Genomic DNA, 17,865 nt, shown 5'->3' on the forward strand with positions numbered 1-17,865 from the left:
GGCCTGCCGCCCCTCCTCAGGACACCGGGGTGATGCCCGTCTCCGCCGCGTTGCGCGCCCGGCGCCGCTCCACCAGCCACACCAGGAAGACGCCCAGCTCGTAGCACATCAGCATGGGGCCAGCCATCAGCGACAGGTTCACCACGTCACCGGTGGGCGTGATGATGGCCGCGGCGATGAGGCAGAAGACGAACGCGTGCCGCTGGTACTTGAACAGCCAGCGCGACTGCACCACGCCCACGATGCCCAACAGCGCCATCACCAGCGGCAGCTCGAAGATGATGCCGAAGGCCAGGATGAGCAGCAGCACCAGCGACAACTGCTCGTGCATCGTCAGCATGGGCCGCGTCCACCGCTCCGCCTCGTGCCGCGCCTCGCCCGCCGACAGCTCCTTCTCCAGCTTCCACAGCCCCGACAGCTCCTCGCTGCGCGTGGGAGCCACGCCCGCCAAGAGGCTCGCCGCCTCGTCCATGGCCACCGACGCCGCCACGTAGTCCTGCTTGCCGTAGGCCGTCACCGCCGCGACCTTCTTCTCCACCGCCTGCCGCAACACCGCGCGCGACTGGACACCGTAGCCGTCCGCCGCCGCGTCCAACAGCTTGCCCAGGCCATCCAGCCGCGACTTCAGCTCCACCGCCTGCGACGGCGAGCGCGCGGGCTCGGTCAGCTGCCCCTCGCCTTCCGCGCGCAGCGACGCGCTGGTCTCCTTCGCGAGCACCCCCGCCCGCTCCGCGTCGCCCACGCGCAGGAAGCGCAGGGCGTCATCCGCGCGCAGCCGCGCCGTGTCCAGCCGCTGCTCCAGCGCGAGCGTCTCCTCCTCGTTGAGGAGGAACTTGAACATGGAGGGCAGCACCGCGAAGTAGCAGAAGCACGCGCCCAGGATGAACGCGAGCGAGCCGAACAGGACGAACGGCGCCGCGTACTTGCGCTCCTCCGGGAAGAGCCCCGGCGAGACGAAGCCCCAGATCTGCCAGAGGATGACGGGCGTGGTGAGGAACACGCCGCAGTACACGCCCACCTTCATGAGGACGTTCAGCTCCTCGATGCCGGACGTGTAGATGAGGGCGCGGTTGCCCTCCGGCAGCGCGTCCAGCACGGGCCGCATCAGCACGCCGAAGATGGGCTTGGCGAACAGCAGCGACACCAGGCCCAGCCCGAGCACGGCCAGGGTGCACTTGAGCAGCCGCGAGCGGAGCTCCGACAGGTGCTCCATCAAGCTCATCCGCAGCTCGGAGTCGGCGAGAGGCTGGGGACTCAGGGGTCAGCTCCGTTTCGGCGCGTTGCGCGCCACCGTTCCAGGCAGCGGCGCGAGTCGAGGCAGGCCATCCGCGCCCACGCTCTCGGCGGCGGCGGACGGGGAGGAAGAAGAAGCCGGCTCGGCGGGCTGCGGCTCGGGCGGCTGGAGGCCCGGCTGCGCTTCTGCGACGGGCTCGGGGACCATGGGGTGCTCGTCACCGTCCAGCCCCAGCGGGGCGCGGGCGCGAGGCGCCTCCACGGAGGGCGGCTCGGCGCCGGGCTCCCCGGGCGCGGCGGCCTGGTGCAGCCCCTCGGGCGGCAGCGCCTGGGGCGCGGGCGAGGGCGGGAAGACGGGCGTGGGACGCACCGGAGGCGGAGGCTCGCGATTCAGGTCCTGGTCCATCGTGTAGAACTCGCGCTCCACCACGTTGCGGACCTCGTCCGTCTGGCGACGGAACTCCCGCATGAACTTGCCGATGGCACGCGCCAGCTCGGGCAACCGCTGCGGCCCGAGGATGAGCAGCGCGGCCACCGCGATGAGCACCATTTCGCCTGCGCCGATGTTGAACATGTCCTGACGGCTCTCCCCGAAGCAGCCCGGTTTATCGCGCCCCAGGCCCCCTGGCGCAACCGCTCGACGCTTCCGGACGTCCGCCCGACACCGTGGCCGGGGGACGGCCGGGCCCTTTCCAAGGGCCTGAGACTACTGGTGTGGGTGCGCCTGGGGAGACAGGGGGACGGCCAGCCCCTGGGAAGCAGGCACCGCCAGGGCGCGCGCCTGCTCCCGGGAGCGCACCTGCCGCTCCACCACCCACAACATCGGCGGCAGCGCCACCGTCAGGCCCATGCACACCCAGGCCACGCGCGTCATGCCGCCCAGGGTGCCGTCCGGCAGGTCCGTCAGGAGCTGCGCGCTGAGGAAGGCCCCCACCGCGGAGGCCATGTGCTGGATGGCGGACTGGAGCGACATGAAGCGCGCGCGCACCGGGTTGTCCGGCACGCGCGAGGTCAGCGTGTTGTAGGACACGTTGCGCACGCCCATGGCCGTCATGAAGAGCACGAAGAGCAGCGGAATCGGCAGCCAGCGCGGGTAGTCCACGAAGCCCACGTAGGTCGCCACCAGCAGCAGCACCGAGCCCGCCGTCCCCAGCCTGAAGGCGCCGTAGCGGTCCACCAGCGGCCCCGCCAGCCGCAGCGTGACGAAGCTGACGATGCCGCCCACGAAGTACGGGAACCAGAGCAGGTCACGCGGGTAGCCCAGGTTCTGCTGGAGGTAGGCGGAGATGTTGGGGATGAGCACGAAGCCCGCCATCATCACCACCGCCGTCATGAGGTAGGACAGCTGCACCTCGCGGCGGCCGAGCAGCTCCAGCACGCCCACGCTCGGGGCCCGTCCGGTGGCACCCGTCAGGTGTCCGCGCATCGGCGGCAGGAAGAAGATGGCGCCCACCACCACGAGCAGGCCCAGCGCCGCGACGACGAAGAACGGCAGGCGCCAGCCGCCGTGCTCCGCCAGCTTCAGCGCCATGGGCACGCCCGCGACGGAGGCCACGGAGAACGCGCCCATCACCGCGCCCAGCGCGCGTCCGCGCCGCTCCACCGGAATCAGGTCCGCGATGATGGACAAGGACAGCGACGTGGCGGGCCCGCCGAAGATGCCCGCGGCCACCCGGGCGAGCATCAGCGTGGACAGCCCCGTGGCCAGCCCTCCCGCCGCCGTGGCCACCACCAGCCCCAGCATGGACACCGCCAGCGCCCGGCGCCGGTCATACCGGTCCAGGAAGTAGCCGCCCAACAGCCCCGCGACGCTGGCCGCCGCCGTGTACGCGCCGCCGATGGTGCCGATGTGCGACGAGGCGATGCCCAGGCCCTTGGCGAAGTCGGGCCCCAGCGGCATCACCATCACGAAGTCCAGGATGTTGACGAACTGGACCGCGCCAATCAGGAAGACCACCCAGCGCTCGGACACCTGTCGCTCTGTCGGCATGTCCTCCTGTCCTTAAGCCATTCGCGGGCCGCGCGCACGGCTAGACACGGAAACGGCGCACCTCGCCCCGGAGGATCTCCGCCTGCCGCTGGAGGTTGTCGATGGCCTCCTCCAGCTGCTTGACGGAGCGTGTCTGGTGCTCGGAGACGCCCTTGATGGTCTCCACCGCCTTGAGAACCTGCTCGCTGCCCTTGGTCTGCTCCTTCTGGGCGCGGTTCAGGTGGGTCACCATCTCGTTGATGCTCTCGATGGAGCGGGTGATCTGCTTGCTGCCGTGCGCCTGCTCCTGGCTGCTGCGCTGCACGTGGGCGGTGAGCGCCTTCATCTTCTCCGCGCTCTTCATGATCTGCTCGCCGCCCTTGGCCTGCTCGTTGGAGGCCTTCGAAATCTGCTGCACCGTCTCGCTGATGCGGTGGATGGAGGCCGTGACCTGCTTGCTGCCGCGGGCCTGCTCCACGGTGGCACGGGCGATGGCCTTCACCATCTGCGTGGACTTCTGGGTGCTGTCGTTGATCTTCCGCAGCGCCCCTTCCGCCTCGCGGCCCAGCTGCACGCCCTCCTCCACGTTGCGCGCGCCCTGGTTCATCACCACCACGGCGTTGCGGCTCTCCTCCTGGATGCTGCGGATGAGCTCGGCGATCTCCTTGGTGGACGCGCCGGTGCGCTCGGCCAGGTCCTTGATCTCCTCCGCCACCACCGCGAAGCCCTTGCCGTGGTCGCCGGCCTGCGCGGCGATGATGGCCGCGTTGAGGGCGAGCAGGTTGGTCTGCTCGGCCACGTCGTCGATGACGTTGAGGATGTTGCCAATCTCGGAGATGCGCCGGCCCAGGCTGTCGATGACGTCCGCGGCGGCGCGGCTGGAGCCCTTGATGCGGTCGATGCCGGTGAGCGTCTTGCGCAGCGCCTCCACGCCCGTCTGCGCGTCGTCGAAGACCTGCTCGGACAGGCGCGCGGTCTCCTTGGCGTTGGCCTCCACCTGACCGATGGCCGCGTCCATCTGGCTGATGGCCGAGGACGTCTCCTCCGTGGAGGCGGACAGCTCCTGGATGTTCTTGGCGACCTCCTTGATGGAGAAGGTCATCTCTTCAATCGCGCTGGTGGTCTCCTCCACGCTGGCGGCCATGGCGGTGACGTTCTCCGCCACCTCGTCGTTGGTGGCGGCCATCTCCATGATGGAGGAGCTGCTCTCCTCGGCGCTCTGGTAGAGGACCTCCACGTTCTCCGCGATGCCGCGCAAGGACGCCATCATCTCCACCATGGAGGAGGACGTCTCCTCCACGCGGGCCTGGACGGTGCTGGCGCCGGAGGACACGGTGGTGCCGGTGCGGTGGATCTGCTCGATGACGCCGGCCACCACGTCCGACACACCGCGCACCCGGCCCAGCGTGTCGCGCCAGCTCTGGGCGATGCGGTTGAGCGCCTCGGCGAGCAGGCCCAGCTCGTCGCGCGAGCCCACGTCCACGCGGCCCGTCAGGTCCGCCTCCGCGAGCCTCCGCGCCATGGTCATCATCGCGTCCAGCGGCACCAGGATGAACGCGCGCGAGATGAAGAAGGCCACCACCAGGAAGAGCGCCAGGCCGATGCCGAACGCCAGCAGCACCACGTGCCGCAGCGAGGTGACGACCTCCTCCAGCGAACTGAAGTTCACCGCCACCAGCACGTGGGCCGGGCCCTCGTGCAGGGACACCGGACGGACGCTGGCCTTGTTGCCGTTCTCGAAGACGGCGCCGTCCAGCGTGGCGGGGTCCTTCGACGGCTGCTCGCGCAGGTTGTTGAGCAGCCACCCCTCCGCGCTGGGGGGATGCACGGCCTGCACGCGGCCATCCGGGGTGATGAGGGCGATGAGCGCGAAGTCGTCGTCGCCGCCGTGGAGCGTCTCCAGGAGGGGCGGCAGGATGGTGAGGGAGAGGTTGGCCAGGTCACGCGACGCCTGGAGCGCCTTGTCGTCGCCGTGCTTCGTCAGGCGCGTCTCCAGGAAGTCCTCCACCCGGGACGGGACGACGAAGTAGAGCGTCCCGAGGATGAGGGCGAGCACCACGGCGAAGGAGCCGAGCAGGATGCTGCGCAGGCCGGGTTTCTTGAAGCGCGGAGCCAAGGCGGGCCACTGTAGGAATGGAAACACCGGCAGGGCAAGAACCGGGGTCAGGCCCCTCGGCCGCCCCTCCGCCCGGCGGGAGCCTGACATCCCCGCGCCTGGATGCGTAAGGTCCTACCCTGATGAAGCCCACCCTGCTGCTGACCGACCCCCTCTTCCTCAAGCACGACCCGGGAGAGGGCCACCCCGAGTCCCCCGCGCGCCTGCAGCGCATCCTCGGGGTGCTCGCGAGCACCCCCGTGCGGGGCACGGTGATGGGCTCGCCGCGCTCGGCGACGAACGAGGAGCTGTTGGCGGTGCACACCCCCGCCCTGCTCGAGCGCCTGCGCCAGCTCAACGGACACACCGCGCGCATCGACGCGGACACCGTCGTGTCCCCGGACAGCGTGGACGCGGCGAGGCTGGCGGCGGGCGCGGCGGTGCAGTCCGTGGAGGCGGTGATGGCGGGCCAGGCGCGCAACGCCTTCGCGCTGGTGCGTCCGCCGGGGCACCACGCGGAGCCGGACCGCGCCATGGGCTTCTGCCTCTTCAACAACGCGGCCATCGCCGCGGAGGCCGGGCGGCGGCTGGGCGCCGAGCGGGTGCTGGTGCTCGACTGGGACGTGCACCACGGCAACGGCACCCAGGCGGCCTTCTGGGGCCGGCGTGACGTGATGTACCAGTCGGTGCACCAGTTCCCCTACTACCCGGGCACCGGCGCTTCCCCCGAGGTAGGCCAGGGCGCGGGCGAGGGCTACACCGTCAACGTGGGCCTGCCGGGCGGCAACTCGGACGCGGACTACGGGATGCTCTTCGAGGAGCTGCTGCTCCCCGTGGCCGAGGCCTTCCGTCCCCAACTGGTGGTGGTGTCCGCCGGGTTCGACCCGCATCAGCACGACCCGATTGGCGGCATGGAGGTCACCGAGCGGGGCTTCGCCGCCATGTGCTCCTCGCTGCGCTCGCTCGCCGAGCGGGTCTGCGATGGCAGGCTCGTGCTGCTGCTCGAGGGCGGCTACTCGCTGGAGGGGCTGTCGCAGTCCGTGCACGCCTGCGTCGAGGTGCTCGCGGGCCGCTCCGACAGCTTCCCCACCGGCGACACGCACACCGACGCGCGGGAGGCGCTGCGTGAGAGCCGACAGGCGCTCAAGCCGTACTGGAGCGCGCTGTCCTAGTTCGCCTCGGCGGGTCTCCGGAGTCCTCCGCCTCGCGGCCCCGAGGGCTCCGGCGGCTTCGTCCGCGCCGGACGCTCACCCCGCTCCTCCGCCGAAGCGCGGGCGTCGTGGGACAGGCCGAGCATGAAGGCGAACATCAGGCCCAGCACCAGCTGCAGCGCGACCAGGAGGATGTCGAACACGCGCGCGTCGTCCCCCTGCCCCGGCACGCCGAGCAGCGCGAGGATGGCCCGCGTCCCGATGAACCCGGGCGCGAGCTGCAACAGGCCGGGCATGATGAGCGTGGATGAGAGCCGCTCGGGCATCCGTCCGTAGAGCTGACCCGCGATGCCCAGGATGAACGCGGAGACGAGTGGGCTGCCCCGGTCTCCCAGCACGCCCTTGGTGAGCTCCTGGATGCCCCACGCGAGCAGCACCGCGCCCACAATCCACGGCGTGTCGCGACGGCGCGCGGACATGCACACCGTGAGGGCCAGGCCGCCCACCGCGATGATGGGCAGCACCGCCGTGTGTGGCAGTGACTGCGCGCGGAGCTGGAGTGGCAGCGGCCCGAAGAAGCGCCACAGCGTGGCCGCGGCCATGATTCCCACCGCCAGCATCAAGAAGCGCAACAGGCCATAGGTGAGCCGTGACAGTCCCGCCTCCACGGACTCTCCCACCAGCTCCGCCGAGCCCAGCGTCACCACCATCGCGGGCACCAGCAGCGTGATGCCCCCGAAGAGCGCCCGCGCCGCGTCGAACGACGGCAGGACGAACGTCAGCCCGAACGCGAGCAGCGTGCCGAGGAACGCGCCGAGGAAGCTCTTCTGCAGGTCCACGCGCATGGAGCGCAGCGTGCCGAAGTGGATGGCTCCCGCGAGCACGCCCACGACGAGCCCCGCCACCAGCTCCCAGAGGCCGCCTCCCACGCGCACGGCCACGGCGCCGCCGTACACGCCATAGGCGAGCAGCACGAGCCACTCGGGGTGGGCGGGATGCGGCGTCATGATGCGGTCCAGTTCGGCGCGCGCGCCCGGCACGTCGAGCCGCCCGCGGGCAATCGACTCCGACAGGAGCAGGAGCCCGGCGGCCCGGCGCAGGTTCCAGTGGGGATTGAAGGGCAGCCGCTGGATGTCGACACGGCGGGCCGCGCCGGAGCGCACCTCCGTCACCGCGAGCGTCTGCAGCGTGAAGACCTCCACCTCCAGCCCCCACGCCCTCGCCGCGCGACGCACGCGCTGCTCCACGCCGAAGGCCGGCACGTACGACAGGTGCAGCGCCCGCGCGAGGTCCAGGAGCACCGCCACCGTGGCGTCCTCGCTCGAGGGCATGTCGTCGGTTCGAGCGTCAGTCATGCGGGCAGAGCCTCCCCTGGCATCGAACCATCGTCGCGGAGCGCACGCGTGCGAGGACTCCGACACCTGTCACTCGAGGTGAGCGCCCTCGCGCTGGACGCACACCCCGCCCTCCAGGGTGACTCGACGGCTCGCTCGCCGCGACGCCCTCGGGCAGGCGGAGGACTCGCGACGGCCTGAGTCCAAGGGCATCGACGCCTGGGGCGAGCCCTTCACCGTCCGCCGGGCCCCGCTCGCGTTCGACCTGCGCGCCGACCCGCTGGTGCGCTCCGAGGACGCCGTCGGCTACCAGGCCTGGCTCATCGACCACGCGTTCTACTTCGTGCCCGCGCAGCAGGCCGTGGCCCGCTTCCTCTCGACGTTCCGCGAGTTCCCCCGCGCCAGCGCCCGTCGAGCTTCTCCGTGGACCAGGTGATGGAGAAGCTGGAGCAGGCCCCGTCCGGCCTGCACTGAGGAAGTGACGAGAAGGGCCCGCGCGCTCGACCTGGCGCGGGCCCGGTTCCTCATGCGTGCGGCGAGTCCCCTTCGGCAGAGGCCGCGAAGCGGGACACGGCCCCCAGCAGGCGCTCCACGTCCACGGGCTTGCGCAGGTAGTCGTCCACGCCGAGCGCAATCACCTCGCGCGCGCTCACGCCCTGGCCGGAGATGACCACCACGGGGATGGAGGCGAGCGAGGCATCGGCGAGCTGCCGGTCCCGGAACTCCCAGCCGTTGCCGTCAGGCATCATCAGGTCCAACAGGATCACGTCCGGTCGCTCGCCTCGCCCGAGCAGCTCCAGCGCCTCGCGGCCTCCTCGGGCCAGCAGCACGCGGTGCCCCTCCAGCTCGAGCACGTCCTTGAAGGCCATCAGGATGTCCGGGTCGTCATCGACCGCCAGCACGCAGTTGAGCATGGTCGAGCCCCTCCTCCTGACTCAAGGTGAGGACGCTCGGCGCACACGTCATCACCCCCACGCCCGGGCCTCCCCCAAAGGCCGCCGCGCGTTGGCGCGATGACACCTCGCGCCCGACATTCCCACCAGCCGGGCGAGGCGGCGCTCCAGCGTCCGTGGACTTCTGGCGGTTCCGCCGGGCGACTTGGATTTGTGTCCCCCCTTCCTCTTCAACCATGCGAGAAGCACCCTCGCGGCCACCTCACGAGGAGACACCATGGCGGAGATGAGCTACCGGACGGCGCTGGTGACGGGCGCCTCGAGCGGATTGGGACGCGGACTGGCGCTCTGGCTGGCCCGGCGGGGCCTGCGCGTCTTCGCGGCGGGCCGGCGCGTCCCCCAGTTGCAGGCCCTGGCCGCCGAGGCCCAGGCCGCGGGCGCCACGGTGGAGCCCGTGGAGCTGGACGTCTCGCGCGCGGAGCTGCTCATGGAGAAGCTGCGCGAGCTCGACTCGGAGTGCGGCGGGCTGGACCTGGTCATCGCCAACGCGGGCGTCGGCGGCGTCACGCACGGCAAGCGGCTGGAGTGGGACAAGGTCCGCTCCATCATCGACACCAACGTCACCGGTGCGGTCGCCACGCTGACAGCGGTGTTGCCGAGCATGGTGGAGCGCCGGCGCGGTCACGTGGTGGGCATCTCCAGCCTCGCGGCGCACCGGGGGCTGGCGGGACACGCGGCCTACTCGGCGTCGAAGGCGTTCCTCGCCACGTTCATGGAGAGCCTGCGCGTGGACCTGGCGGGCACCGGCGTGTGCGTCACCTGCATCTTCCCGGGCTTCGTGAAGAGCGAGATGACCGCCGCCAACCACTTCCCCATGCCCTTCCTGATGGAGACGGACGCGGCCGTGGAGCTGATGGGCTCGGCCATCCTCCGCGGTGAGACGGAGGTCTCCTTCCCGTGGCAGCTGGCCATCCCGTCCAGGCTGGCGAAGGTGCTGCCCAACCCCCTCTTCGACGCGGCCGCCCGCCGGCTGCGCTGAGGTCCCATGTCCTCGACGACTCCTCCGTCCTTCGCCCAGCGCTTCGCCCGGCTCGCCGACGAGCGCTCGCCGTTCTGCCTCGGGGTCGACCCGTCGCGGGACCTGCTCAACCGCTGGGGACTGCCCGACACCGCGCAGGGGCTGTCCGACTTCTGCGAGCGCATCGCGGAGGCCGCCGGTGACAGCGTCGCGGTGGTGAAGCCGCAGAGCGCCTTCTTCGAGCGCCACGGCCCCGCGGGCCTCCAGGTGCTCCAGAAGCTGATGAAGCGCTTCCAGGCCGCGGGCTCGCTCGCGCTGCTGGACGTGAAGCGCGGCGACATCGGCTCCACGATGGATGCGTATGCCGAGTCGGTGTTCGGCCCGGACAGCGCCTACCAGGCGGACGCGGCGACGTTCACCGCGTACCTGGGGCTGGGCGCGCTGGTGAAGACGATTGAGCGGGCGCGGGCGTCCGGCGCCTGCGCGTTCCTCGTCGTGCGCTCGTCGAACCCGGAGGGCACCTCGCTCCAGAAGTCGAAGGGCGAGGATGGACGCACGGTGGCCGAGGCGCTGGCGGACGGCCTGCGCGAGCTGAACGAGAAGGCGGGCCCGGGCGTGCTGCCCGCGGGCGCGGTGATGGGCGCCACGCTGCCGGACTCGGACCGGGGCGTCATCGAGCGGCTGGGCGGCGCGCTCCTGTTGACGCCGGGCATCGGCGCGCAGGGCGCGGGCTTCGACGACCTGAAGCGGCTGTTCGCGGGTCGCGAGGCGCAGGTCATCCCCACCGCCACGCGCTCGGTGCTCGAGGCGGGGCCGGAGGTCGGTGCGCTGCGCGCCGCGATTCTCCGCCACGTGGAGCCCGCGCGCCGCTTCCGCCAGGGCGCCTGAAACGACTCGGGCCCCGCGTCCTCCCGGAGGAGGCGCACGGGGCCCAAAGACTCGCGCGGCGGGGACGGGCGCTACTGCGCGCCCATCATGAACTGGTCCACGTCGACGGTGTTCTTGTCGGGCACGGCGTCCTTCGGCTCGGTGCCCTTCTTGAAGAACATCAGCTCGGAGTTCTTCGAGCCCGCCGGAGCGATCTTCCCCGTCTTCTTGTCGATGTGCAGCCGGACCAGGTCCATGGACTGCCACGGGTAGAACTCCGACTGCGGCCGGCCCTCCAGCGCGCGCTTCATGTAGTTGAGCCAGATGGGCAGCGCCGCGCGGCCACCCGTCTCGTAGCGGCCGAGCGGATGCGGGTTCAGGTCGTAGCCCACCCACGCCACCGTCACGAGGTCGCGGGTGTACGCCGCGAACCACGCGTCGAACGAGTCGTTCGTCGTGCCCGTCTTGCCGGCCGCGGGCTTGCCCAGCCGCGTCGCCGGGCCACCGGTGCCCTGGAGCACCACGCCGCGCAGGAGGTGCGTGAGGATGAAGCCCACCTCCGGGCTCATCACCTGCTCACCGGGCTCGAACAAGCGCGCGTAGCCGGCGGCCACGCGGTCCTGCAGGGGCGCCCACGCGTCGTCGAACGCGGTGTGGTCCTCCAGCGTGCGGCCCCAGCGGTCCTCCACCTTGCGCACGAAGTACGTGGGCTTCTTGCGGCCGTAGCGGTTGAACGTCGCGTACGCGTTGGCCAGGTCCACCGGATACACGCACGACGAGCCGAGCGCCGCGGAGAAGTCCATGTTCATGGGCGTGGTGATGCCGAGCTTCGTGCTCCACGCCGCCATGTTCTTCACGCCCACCGCGCCGAAGGTCTTCACCGCGGGGATGTTCATCGAGTTCACCAGCGCCGTGCGCAAGAGCACGTCCCCCACGAACTCCTCGCTGTAGTTGGCCGGCTTCCAGGACACCTTGTTGTCCGGGTCGTGCTCGACGATGGGCGAGTCGACGATGACGGTGGCCTCCGTCCAGTTGAGCTGCTCGAGCGCCGCCGAGTACACGAACGGCTTGAACGAGGAGCCCGGCTGACGGCACGCCTGGAAGGCGCGGTTGAACTCGTTGTCGTCGAAGTCGTAGCCGCCCACCATCGCCGTGAGGTACTGGCGGTGGGGGTCCACGGACACGAGCGCGCTCTGGGCCTCGGGCGTCTGCTCCAGCCGGAAGAGCTTCACGCCCTCGGCGGGGATGTCCTCGGCCAGCTTCTTGTCCCACTGCTCCTTGTCGTCGGTGAGGTCCTTCTTCGTCACGTGGCGCACCACCACGAGGTCGCCCACCGCGATGGCCTTCTTCACCGACGAAATCATCATCGCCGGGTAGTAGCCCTCCGGGTTCACCTTGCGCGCCCAGCGCATGCCCAGGAGCGGCAGCCGCGCCGTGTGCGGCCCCACCTGGATGTCCGCGCCCTTGCCGTCGTCATCAATCTTCGTGACGGCCGCCACGTACAGCCGCCCCTCCACGAGCTCGTCCTGGCCCATGGCCTTGCGCGACTTGTCGAGGAAGACCTTGAGCTCGTCGGCCGTCAGCTGCTTCACCGGCCCGCGCCAGCCCTGGCGCTTGTCCACGGACAACAGGCCCTCCATCACCGCGTCCTGGGCGGCGCGCTGACGCTCGCTGTCCATGGTGGTGAAGATCTTCAGGCCCTCCTTGAGGAGCACCGGGTTGCCGTAGCGGTCCACCACGTCCTTGCGGACCTGCTCGACGAAGTACGGGGCGAACTCGTGGAAGACGTCCTCCACGGGGAACACCTTGACCGCCTCCGCGTTGGCCGTGTCGTGCTCGGCCTGGGAGATCATCCCCTCGTTCAGCATGCGGCGCAGCACGTAGGCGCGGCGCTTCCTGGCCGCCTCCGGACGCAGGAACGGCGAGTAGCGGCTGGGCGCCTGGGGCAGGCCCGCGATGAGCGTCATCTCCCCGAGCGTCAAATCCCGCACGTCCTTGCGGTAGTAGTTCTCCGCCGCGCTCTGCACGCCGTAGCTGTGGTGCCCGAGGAAGACGTTGTTCAGGTAGAGGTAGAGGATCTCCTCCTTGGTCAGCGACTGCTCCAGCCGGAGCGCGAGGATGGCCTCGCGAATCTTGCGGGTGAGCGTCTTGGCCGTGGCGGACTTGTAGCCCTCGGCGGAGATGAGCACCGCCTTCGCGGTCTGCTGCGTCAGGGTGGAGCCACCCTGGATGCCGCCGGAGCGCAGGCCCAGCTTGGAGCCGATGGTCTTGAACGCCGCGCGCGAGGTGCCCAGCACGTCCACGCCGAAGTGGTCGAAGAAGCTGGAGTCCTCGCTGGCGATGAAGGCCTGGACCAGGCGCTTCGGGATGCGCTCGTAGGGCACCACCTTGCGCCGCTCGTTGTAGAACTCGCCGGCCAGCACCGCGTCGTCGGTGTAGACCTCCGTGACGATGGGCGGCCAGTACTCGTCCACCTTGGGGATGGCGGGCAGCCCGTCCGCGTACACGTAGTAGATGGCGACCAGGCCCACCGCGCCCGCCGTCGCGCCCGTCAGCGCCAGCCACCCACCCAGCTTCAGCAGCACCTTCCACCAGCGGCCCGGGGGGACCCCCTTCAGCACCAGCTTCGAGCGGCTGCGGTCAGTCGTCTTGGAGTCGGACATACGTGTTTCGAAACCTCGCGGGCTTCCAATGCCTCAGGGCAGCAGTGCGGCCCGCTTGAGCACGTCTCGGAGCTCGGGTGGGAGGGGGGCCTCCACGGCCACCTTGCCACCGCCCTCCGGGTGGGGGAATTCGATGCGCTCGGCGTGCAGGAACAACCGCTTGAGCCCCCAGCGCGCCTGCACGTCGCGGTTGAAGGCGAAGTCACCGTATTTCTTGTCGCCGACCACCGGGTGTCCGATGGCCGCCAGGTGCCTTCTTATCTGATGGGTGCGCCCGGTCTCGATGGCGCAGGACAGGAGCGCCACCTCGCCAGACTGCTTGACGACCTTCCACCGGGTGAGGGCCTCCTGCATGTTCACCCCGCGGCGGGCCTTGGACTCGGCCGTCTGCTGGTGCTCCGACAGGGGCAGGTCGATGACGCCGGACTCCTTGGGCATCTTCCCCTTCACCAGGGTGAGGTAGCGCTTCTTGGAGAGCCCGTGGGTGAAGACCTCCGTGAAGTGCACCATCGCCGGGCGCCGCTTGGCGACGAGGATGACGCCGGAGGTCTCCCGGTCCAGCCGGTGGGCGGGGGACGCGGTGAAGTCGTTGCGGACGGCCTTGGGCCCCAGGTAGGCGCGCACGTAGTCCACCAGCGTGCCCCCGGTGATTCCGGAGCCGGTATGGACGGCCATCCCGCTGGGCTTGTCCACCGCCATCAGCCAATCGTCCTCTCTGAGAATCACCAGCCGGCTGGGGTCCACCGGCGGGGGCGGACGGTCCACTTTCGGACGGTCCTCCCCCTTGAGCGTCTGCTCGTCGCCCCGGATGGTGAGCACGTCTCCTTCGGCGAGCAACTGCTCGGGCTGGGCGCGCTTCCCGTTCACCCGCACCTTCTTGGTGCGAATCATCTTGAACAGGTGGCTGACGGGAACGGTGGGAAGGCGCTTGCGCAGGTGCTTGTCCAGGCGCATCCCGGCGGTGTCGGTCTCGATTCGGTACTCGATCATTTGTGCTGGCGCGCGGACCAGACCATACGAATAATCCCCGGTCCATGCCGAAAGCCCCCAGTATCGAGAAGCTCCTCCAGAACGGGTCGGCCGAGTGGAACCGACTGCGCAAGGGCGGTCAGGTCCCGACCGAGCACACTGGCGCCACCTTCACGCAACTTTTCTCCGCGAACGCGGACCTGTCGGGCCTCGGGCTCGTGGGCTCCGAGTGGGAGCGGTGCGATCTGTCCAAAATCAACTTCCGGGACTCGGACCTGTCGAACGCCTATTTCCACGGCGGACGGCTGCAGGACTGTGACTTCCGGGGTGCGAACCTCGAGGGCGCGACCTTCGAGAAGCTGAAGCTCTTGCGCTGCGACTTCACGGGCGCCAAGGGTCTGGATGACCTGGAGATGGACGACGTGGACATGGACCGCGTCGTCGGTCTGGACGGTGAGGAGGCCCCGCCTCCGCCGCCTCCGCCGGCCCAGGGAATCACGGCGTTCACCCGCGAACAGCGGGAGAAGGCGCTCGGGGTGCAGGCCTCGGCGCTGCTGCAGGGTGAGCCCGCGCAGGAGGAGCTGCCGCCGTTCAAGCCGCAGGACCCGCCCGGCTCGTTGTTCTTCCGGGGCCTGAAGCGCCTGGCGATGCCGCCGTTGTGGGTGTTGGACGTGCCGGGGCTGAGGCCGCTGGTGCCGCAGCGGATGCCGCCGGGCAGCTCACTGGAGACGCTCTACCGCGAGGCGGTGAAGACGCGGCTGGAGAACAAGAAGCCGCTGGCGGACAGCTCGGTGGTGGAGAAGGCGCAGAAGGCGCTGCACCTGGGCGCGAAGGACGCGGCGGTGGGCGCCATGTACCTGCGCGAGGTGGGCGTGGTGCCGCTGTTCCGCTTCTCCGCGGCGCAGGTGCTGAAGAAGGCGCTGCGCGAGGAGGTGGAGGTGGATGACCTGACGGGCTCCATCGACCCGCGGACGACAGGCGCGCTCCTGGAGCTGCGGCTGACGCACGAGGTGGTGGAGCACCTGCCGGTGGCGCGGCAGCGGCTGGCGGCGACGCAGCTGTACACGGCGCTCCTGGAGGCGGGCTTCAACCCGGAGAACAACTGGGACGAGGCGCTGGAGTCGAGCGAGTTCTCGATGCAGCTGGCGCGTGAGGCGACGGGCGAGGACCGTGACGCGCTGTTCGAGGGCTTCCAGGTCTTCTCGGCGCTGCCCGAGGAGGCGCGGCTGCGCCGGCTGGCGTACCTGGCCGAGTCGGTGACCAACCTGGAGCTGGTGAGCCGGCTGCCGGAGGGGATGGAGCCGTCGTGGCTGAACGGCCCGGAGACGCGCGAGTGCGACAACCGGGAGATGACGTACGTGCAGTCGCTGAGGGCGGAGGACATCCCGACCAAGGTGGCGGCGCTGGCGAAGGCGGAGCTCGGCGTGCCCGAGGGCGAGGTGCCCGAGGAGAGCGACGGGGACCTGTTCATCCACCTGCGCTGTGACGTGTGTGGCAAGGAGAAGCTCATCGTCCAATCGCCGGAGGAGTGACGGCGCGTTGCACGGTGTGAGCCCTCGGGGCCGCTGGGGTTCCCTTTTCGGGACCTGGCGGCCCCGCGGTGTTTGTGGCGCACGGTTGACGGTGCGCGCGCGGCTCGCACACGCTCGGGGGATGGTCGACGACGCTCGGGTGTCGGCGGTGCCGCTGGATGGATGGTCCAAGTGGGGACTGATGGCGCAGTTGCTGCTCGCCGTCGTCCTGTTCGCAGCCGTGCCCTACGCGATGTCGATGGTGCCCTTCGAGCGCATCTACGTCGACGGGCCCTACAAGGCTCCGCACAGGGAGGACCCGATGTTCCCCGTGCGATGGTGGCTCATCGCGATTGGGTCCTGGGTTCCATTCCTCTCGATGCTGTTCGCAATCCTCGCCTGGAGAAAGCGGCACACGCACCTGGGGCTCGCGCTGCTGCAAGCATGGACTGAGCGAGCCGCCGCCCACGCCCGTCCGAAGGGTCCGCAGGCGACCAGGCGGAAGCTCTCCGCGAGGTGGTCACGAGCAAGCGATGTGATGCCCAGCTTGTCCATGACATCCGGGGGAGGCACCAGCATGCTGGCGGTCCAGCACAAGACGGTGGACGTGGATGGCCTCGAGATTTTCTACCGTGAGGCGGGCCCCGAGGACGCGCCCGTGGTGCTGCTGCCCCATGGCTATCCGTGCTCGTCCTTCCAGTTCCGCAACCTGCTGCCCGAGCTCTCGGATTCGTGGCGATTGATTGCGCCGGACGCTCCGGGCTTCGGCTACAGCGCGACGCCGTCACCCCGGCGGTTCAGCTACACGTTCGATGGGTACGCACGCTTCCTCGAGCGCTTTGTGGAGACACTGGGGCTCACGCGCTACGCGCTGTACCTGCATGACTACGGCTCACAGTTCGGCTTCCGCCTCGCGCTGCGCGCACCGGAGCGTGTCGCCGCGCTCATCATCCAGAACGGCGACATCTACGAGGACCAGTTCGGCCCCAAGTACCGGATGCTGAAGGAGCAGTGGGCGAACCCCACACCGGAGGGCCGCAGGAAGCTGGTGGCCGCGGTGAGCGAGGAGGGCTTCAAGGACGAGTTCATCGGCGAGATTCCCGAGCACCTCGTCGACCGCATCAGCCCGGACCTGTGGACGCTCCACTGGGCGCTGGTGCAGCGCTTCGACCGGCGCATGAACCTGGTCCACCTGCTGGAGGACCAACGTACGACGCTCGCGTGGATGCCGCGCTATCAGGCGTACCTGCGTGAGCACCTCCCGCCCACGCTGGTCCTGTGGGGACCGCACGACGGCTACATGCCCGAGGGCGCGGGCCACGCTTACCTGCGCGACGTGCCGGACGCGGAGCTGCACATGCTCGACGCGGGACACTGGGCGCTGGAGACGCACCTGAACGAAATCGCCTTCCACATGCGGCGCTTCCTCCAGCGCGTGCATCTGTCCCACGCGGCGAGCACGACCTGGGTCACCTGAGCAGCAGCGGCCCCAACCTCACATGATGCGTCGATGGGCCTCGATGACCCGGAGCGCCCAGGCACGTGCTTCGTGACCTGCCTGCGGGAAATCGAAGCGACCTTCTTCGATGAGGCGAACGAGGTGCTCATCGCGTGCAACCAGGTGCGGAACCTGCCAGGGAAACCCGAGCGCTGCATAACCCCGCTCCGCGTAGTCCTCGTGTGAGAGGAGCGCCTCCAGGTAGCGCGCGTACAGGTCGAAGAAGCGATCCACTGTCGAGGCGAGCGGCATGACGACCGGCCCATCAAGTTCGTAGTTGCTCACCTCGACGACAGGCTGACATCCCTGCGCGTCCGCGAGACCAGGAACTGTCGCGAAGTAGTACGCCAGAGAGGCTTCACCACCGAAGACGCAGACCGACAAACCCAGTCGCTCCTGCCAACTCTCGCGCCACCACTGGTTCTTTTCCTCGAGCTGGTTCTCCTCGTCGTTGACGCGGAGCAGATAGACGTCCTCCGCGAACCTCGCGCTGCCAGACCGCGCATAGAAGGCCGCCAGCAGCGGGTCCAGGACATGTCCGGCGACACGGTGTCCCTCCCGGAGTGGATGCCGGGCGGGAGGCGTCAGCAGCATCTCGAGCGATGCCTGTCTGCACACGGCGAGCAACCGGTCGAATCCAGGCAGTGCGGGCTGCGTCATCGTC

General features: G+C 69.8%; 15 protein-coding genes. 6 read left to right on the top strand and 9 right to left on the bottom strand.

Going from position 1 to position 17,865, the window contains the following annotated elements; translation table 11 throughout:
- Positions 1 to 16 precede the first annotated feature (16 nt).
- The 4 genes from tatC to AC6JA9_RS33775 all read right to left on the bottom strand — a co-directional run bounded on the left by tatC (position 17) and on the right by AC6JA9_RS33775 (position 5,318).
- A complete protein-coding gene (gene tatC / locus AC6JA9_RS33760; RefSeq protein WP_223748513.1) occupies positions 17 to 1,222 on the bottom strand; it encodes a twin-arginine translocase subunit TatC in 1,206 nt (401 codons plus the stop codon).
- Positions 1,223 to 1,261: 39 nt separating this feature from the next.
- Positions 1,262 to 1,807: a Sec-independent protein translocase protein TatB gene (gene tatB, locus AC6JA9_RS33765; protein ID WP_223748512.1), complete on the bottom strand. Its 546-nt coding sequence runs from the start codon at positions 1,805 to 1,807 to the stop codon at positions 1,262 to 1,264.
- Positions 1,808 to 1,939: 132 nt separating this feature from the next.
- On the bottom strand, positions 1,940 to 3,223 hold the full coding sequence (locus AC6JA9_RS33770) for an MFS transporter (protein WP_223748511.1): 1,284 nt from the start codon (positions 3,221 to 3,223) through the stop codon (positions 1,940 to 1,942).
- A 40-nt stretch (positions 3,224 to 3,263) separates the two neighbouring features.
- Entirely contained in the window at positions 3,264 to 5,318 is a 2,055-nt protein-coding gene (locus AC6JA9_RS33775) for a methyl-accepting chemotaxis protein (protein WP_141327323.1), read from the bottom strand.
- A gap of 122 nt (positions 5,319 to 5,440) precedes the next feature.
- On the opposite strand from AC6JA9_RS33775, the gene AC6JA9_RS33780 reads away from it, so the two are divergent.
- The gene (locus AC6JA9_RS33780; protein WP_497958383.1) at positions 5,441 to 6,469 is read left to right on the top strand and encodes a histone deacetylase family protein; all 1,029 of its coding nucleotides are present in this window, start codon (positions 5,441 to 5,443) and stop codon (positions 6,467 to 6,469) included.
- Here the strand turns inward: AC6JA9_RS33780 and AC6JA9_RS33785 are convergent.
- The gene (locus AC6JA9_RS33785; RefSeq protein WP_223781677.1) at positions 6,466 to 7,803 is read right to left on the bottom strand and encodes a threonine/serine exporter family protein; all 1,338 of its coding nucleotides are present in this window, start codon (positions 7,801 to 7,803) and stop codon (positions 6,466 to 6,468) included. The genes AC6JA9_RS33780 and AC6JA9_RS33785 overlap by 4 nt on opposite strands.
- 118 nt (positions 7,804 to 7,921) lie before the next feature.
- On the opposite strand from AC6JA9_RS33785, the gene AC6JA9_RS33790 reads away from it, so the two are divergent.
- Positions 7,922 to 8,218 (top strand): hypothetical protein, encoded by a 297-nt coding sequence (locus tag AC6JA9_RS33790; protein ID WP_223748507.1) that lies wholly within the window; start codon positions 7,922 to 7,924, stop codon positions 8,216 to 8,218.
- An 88-nt stretch (positions 8,219 to 8,306) separates the two neighbouring features.
- On the opposite strand, the gene AC6JA9_RS33795 is transcribed toward AC6JA9_RS33790, so the two are convergent.
- Positions 8,307 to 8,696 (bottom strand): response regulator, encoded by a 390-nt coding sequence (locus AC6JA9_RS33795; RefSeq protein WP_223748506.1) that lies wholly within the window; start codon positions 8,694 to 8,696, stop codon positions 8,307 to 8,309.
- A 256-nt stretch (positions 8,697 to 8,952) separates the two neighbouring features.
- On the opposite strand from AC6JA9_RS33795, the gene AC6JA9_RS33800 reads away from it, so the two are divergent.
- Both AC6JA9_RS33800 and pyrF read left to right on the top strand, forming a co-directional pair.
- The gene (locus AC6JA9_RS33800) at positions 8,953 to 9,714 is read left to right on the top strand and encodes an SDR family NAD(P)-dependent oxidoreductase (RefSeq protein WP_497958384.1); all 762 of its coding nucleotides are present in this window, start codon (positions 8,953 to 8,955) and stop codon (positions 9,712 to 9,714) included.
- Positions 9,715 to 9,720: 6 nt separating this feature from the next.
- The gene (pyrF, locus tag AC6JA9_RS33805) at positions 9,721 to 10,581 is read left to right on the top strand and encodes an orotidine-5'-phosphate decarboxylase (protein ID WP_497958385.1); all 861 of its coding nucleotides are present in this window, start codon (positions 9,721 to 9,723) and stop codon (positions 10,579 to 10,581) included.
- A 71-nt stretch (positions 10,582 to 10,652) separates the two neighbouring features.
- Here the strand turns inward: pyrF and AC6JA9_RS33810 are convergent, their stop codons facing one another.
- Entirely contained in the window at positions 10,653 to 13,223 is a 2,571-nt protein-coding gene (locus AC6JA9_RS33810) for a penicillin-binding protein 1A (protein ID WP_223781675.1), read from the bottom strand.
- 33 nt (positions 13,224 to 13,256) lie between these two features.
- Positions 13,257 to 14,213 carry an RluA family pseudouridine synthase gene (locus tag AC6JA9_RS33815; RefSeq protein WP_074950880.1) on the bottom strand — a complete coding sequence of 319 codons (957 nt, stop codon included), beginning with the start codon at positions 14,211 to 14,213 and terminating at the stop codon, positions 13,257 to 13,259.
- Between the two features lie 44 nt (positions 14,214 to 14,257).
- Here AC6JA9_RS33815 and AC6JA9_RS33820 point away from each other — a divergent pair, with 44 nt between their 5' ends.
- Together AC6JA9_RS33820 and AC6JA9_RS33825 are read left to right on the top strand one after the other, a co-directional pair.
- Positions 14,258 to 15,724 (top strand): pentapeptide repeat-containing protein, encoded by a 1,467-nt coding sequence (locus AC6JA9_RS33820; RefSeq protein WP_497958386.1) that lies wholly within the window; start codon positions 14,258 to 14,260, stop codon positions 15,722 to 15,724.
- A 556-nt stretch (positions 15,725 to 16,280) separates the two neighbouring features.
- Positions 16,281 to 17,180 carry an alpha/beta fold hydrolase gene (locus tag AC6JA9_RS33825; RefSeq protein ID WP_408889368.1) on the top strand — a complete coding sequence of 300 codons (900 nt, stop codon included), beginning with the start codon at positions 16,281 to 16,283 and terminating at the stop codon, positions 17,178 to 17,180.
- 18 nt (positions 17,181 to 17,198) lie between these two features.
- On the opposite strand, the gene AC6JA9_RS33830 is transcribed toward AC6JA9_RS33825, so the two are convergent.
- On the bottom strand, positions 17,199 to 17,861 hold the full coding sequence (locus AC6JA9_RS33830) for a hypothetical protein (protein WP_497958387.1): 663 nt from the start codon (positions 17,859 to 17,861) through the stop codon (positions 17,199 to 17,201).
- Between the last annotated feature and the right edge of the window lie 4 nt (positions 17,862 to 17,865).

It is taken from the genome of Myxococcus sp. MH1 (assembly GCF_059738865.1).

What these genes read in the sequence shown, in the direction of transcription:
- tatC (WP_223748513.1), bottom strand. Translation starts at nt 1,222, where the DNA reads ATGAGCTTGATGGAGCACCTGTCGGAGCTCCGCTCGCGGCTGCTCAAG.
- tatB (WP_223748512.1), bottom strand. Translation starts at nt 1,807, where the DNA reads ATGTTCAACATCGGCGCAGGCGAAATGGTGCTCATCGCGGTGGCCGCG.
- AC6JA9_RS33770 (WP_223748511.1), bottom strand. Translation starts at nt 3,223, where the DNA reads ATGCCGACAGAGCGACAGGTGTCCGAGCGCTGGGTGGTCTTCCTGATT.
- AC6JA9_RS33780 (WP_497958383.1), top strand. Translation starts at nt 5,441, where the DNA reads ATGAAGCCCACCCTGCTGCTGACCGACCCCCTCTTCCTCAAGCACGAC.
- AC6JA9_RS33785 (WP_223781677.1), bottom strand. Translation starts at nt 7,803, where the DNA reads ATGACTGACGCTCGAACCGACGACATGCCCTCGAGCGAGGACGCCACG.
- AC6JA9_RS33795 (WP_223748506.1), bottom strand. Translation starts at nt 8,696, where the DNA reads ATGCTCAACTGCGTGCTGGCGGTCGATGACGACCCGGACATCCTGATG.
- AC6JA9_RS33800 (WP_497958384.1), top strand. Translation starts at nt 8,953, where the DNA reads ATGGCGGAGATGAGCTACCGGACGGCGCTGGTGACGGGCGCCTCGAGC.
- pyrF (WP_497958385.1), top strand. Translation starts at nt 9,721, where the DNA reads ATGTCCTCGACGACTCCTCCGTCCTTCGCCCAGCGCTTCGCCCGGCTC.
- AC6JA9_RS33810 (WP_223781675.1), bottom strand. Translation starts at nt 13,223, where the DNA reads ATGTCCGACTCCAAGACGACTGACCGCAGCCGCTCGAAGCTGGTGCTG.
- AC6JA9_RS33815 (WP_074950880.1), bottom strand. Translation starts at nt 14,213, where the DNA reads ATGATCGAGTACCGAATCGAGACCGACACCGCCGGGATGCGCCTGGAC.
- AC6JA9_RS33820 (WP_497958386.1), top strand. Translation starts at nt 14,258, where the DNA reads ATGCCGAAAGCCCCCAGTATCGAGAAGCTCCTCCAGAACGGGTCGGCC.
- AC6JA9_RS33825 (WP_408889368.1), top strand. Translation starts at nt 16,281, where the DNA reads ATGCTGGCGGTCCAGCACAAGACGGTGGACGTGGATGGCCTCGAGATT.
- AC6JA9_RS33830 (WP_497958387.1), bottom strand. Translation starts at nt 17,861, where the DNA reads ATGACGCAGCCCGCACTGCCTGGATTCGACCGGTTGCTCGCCGTGTGC.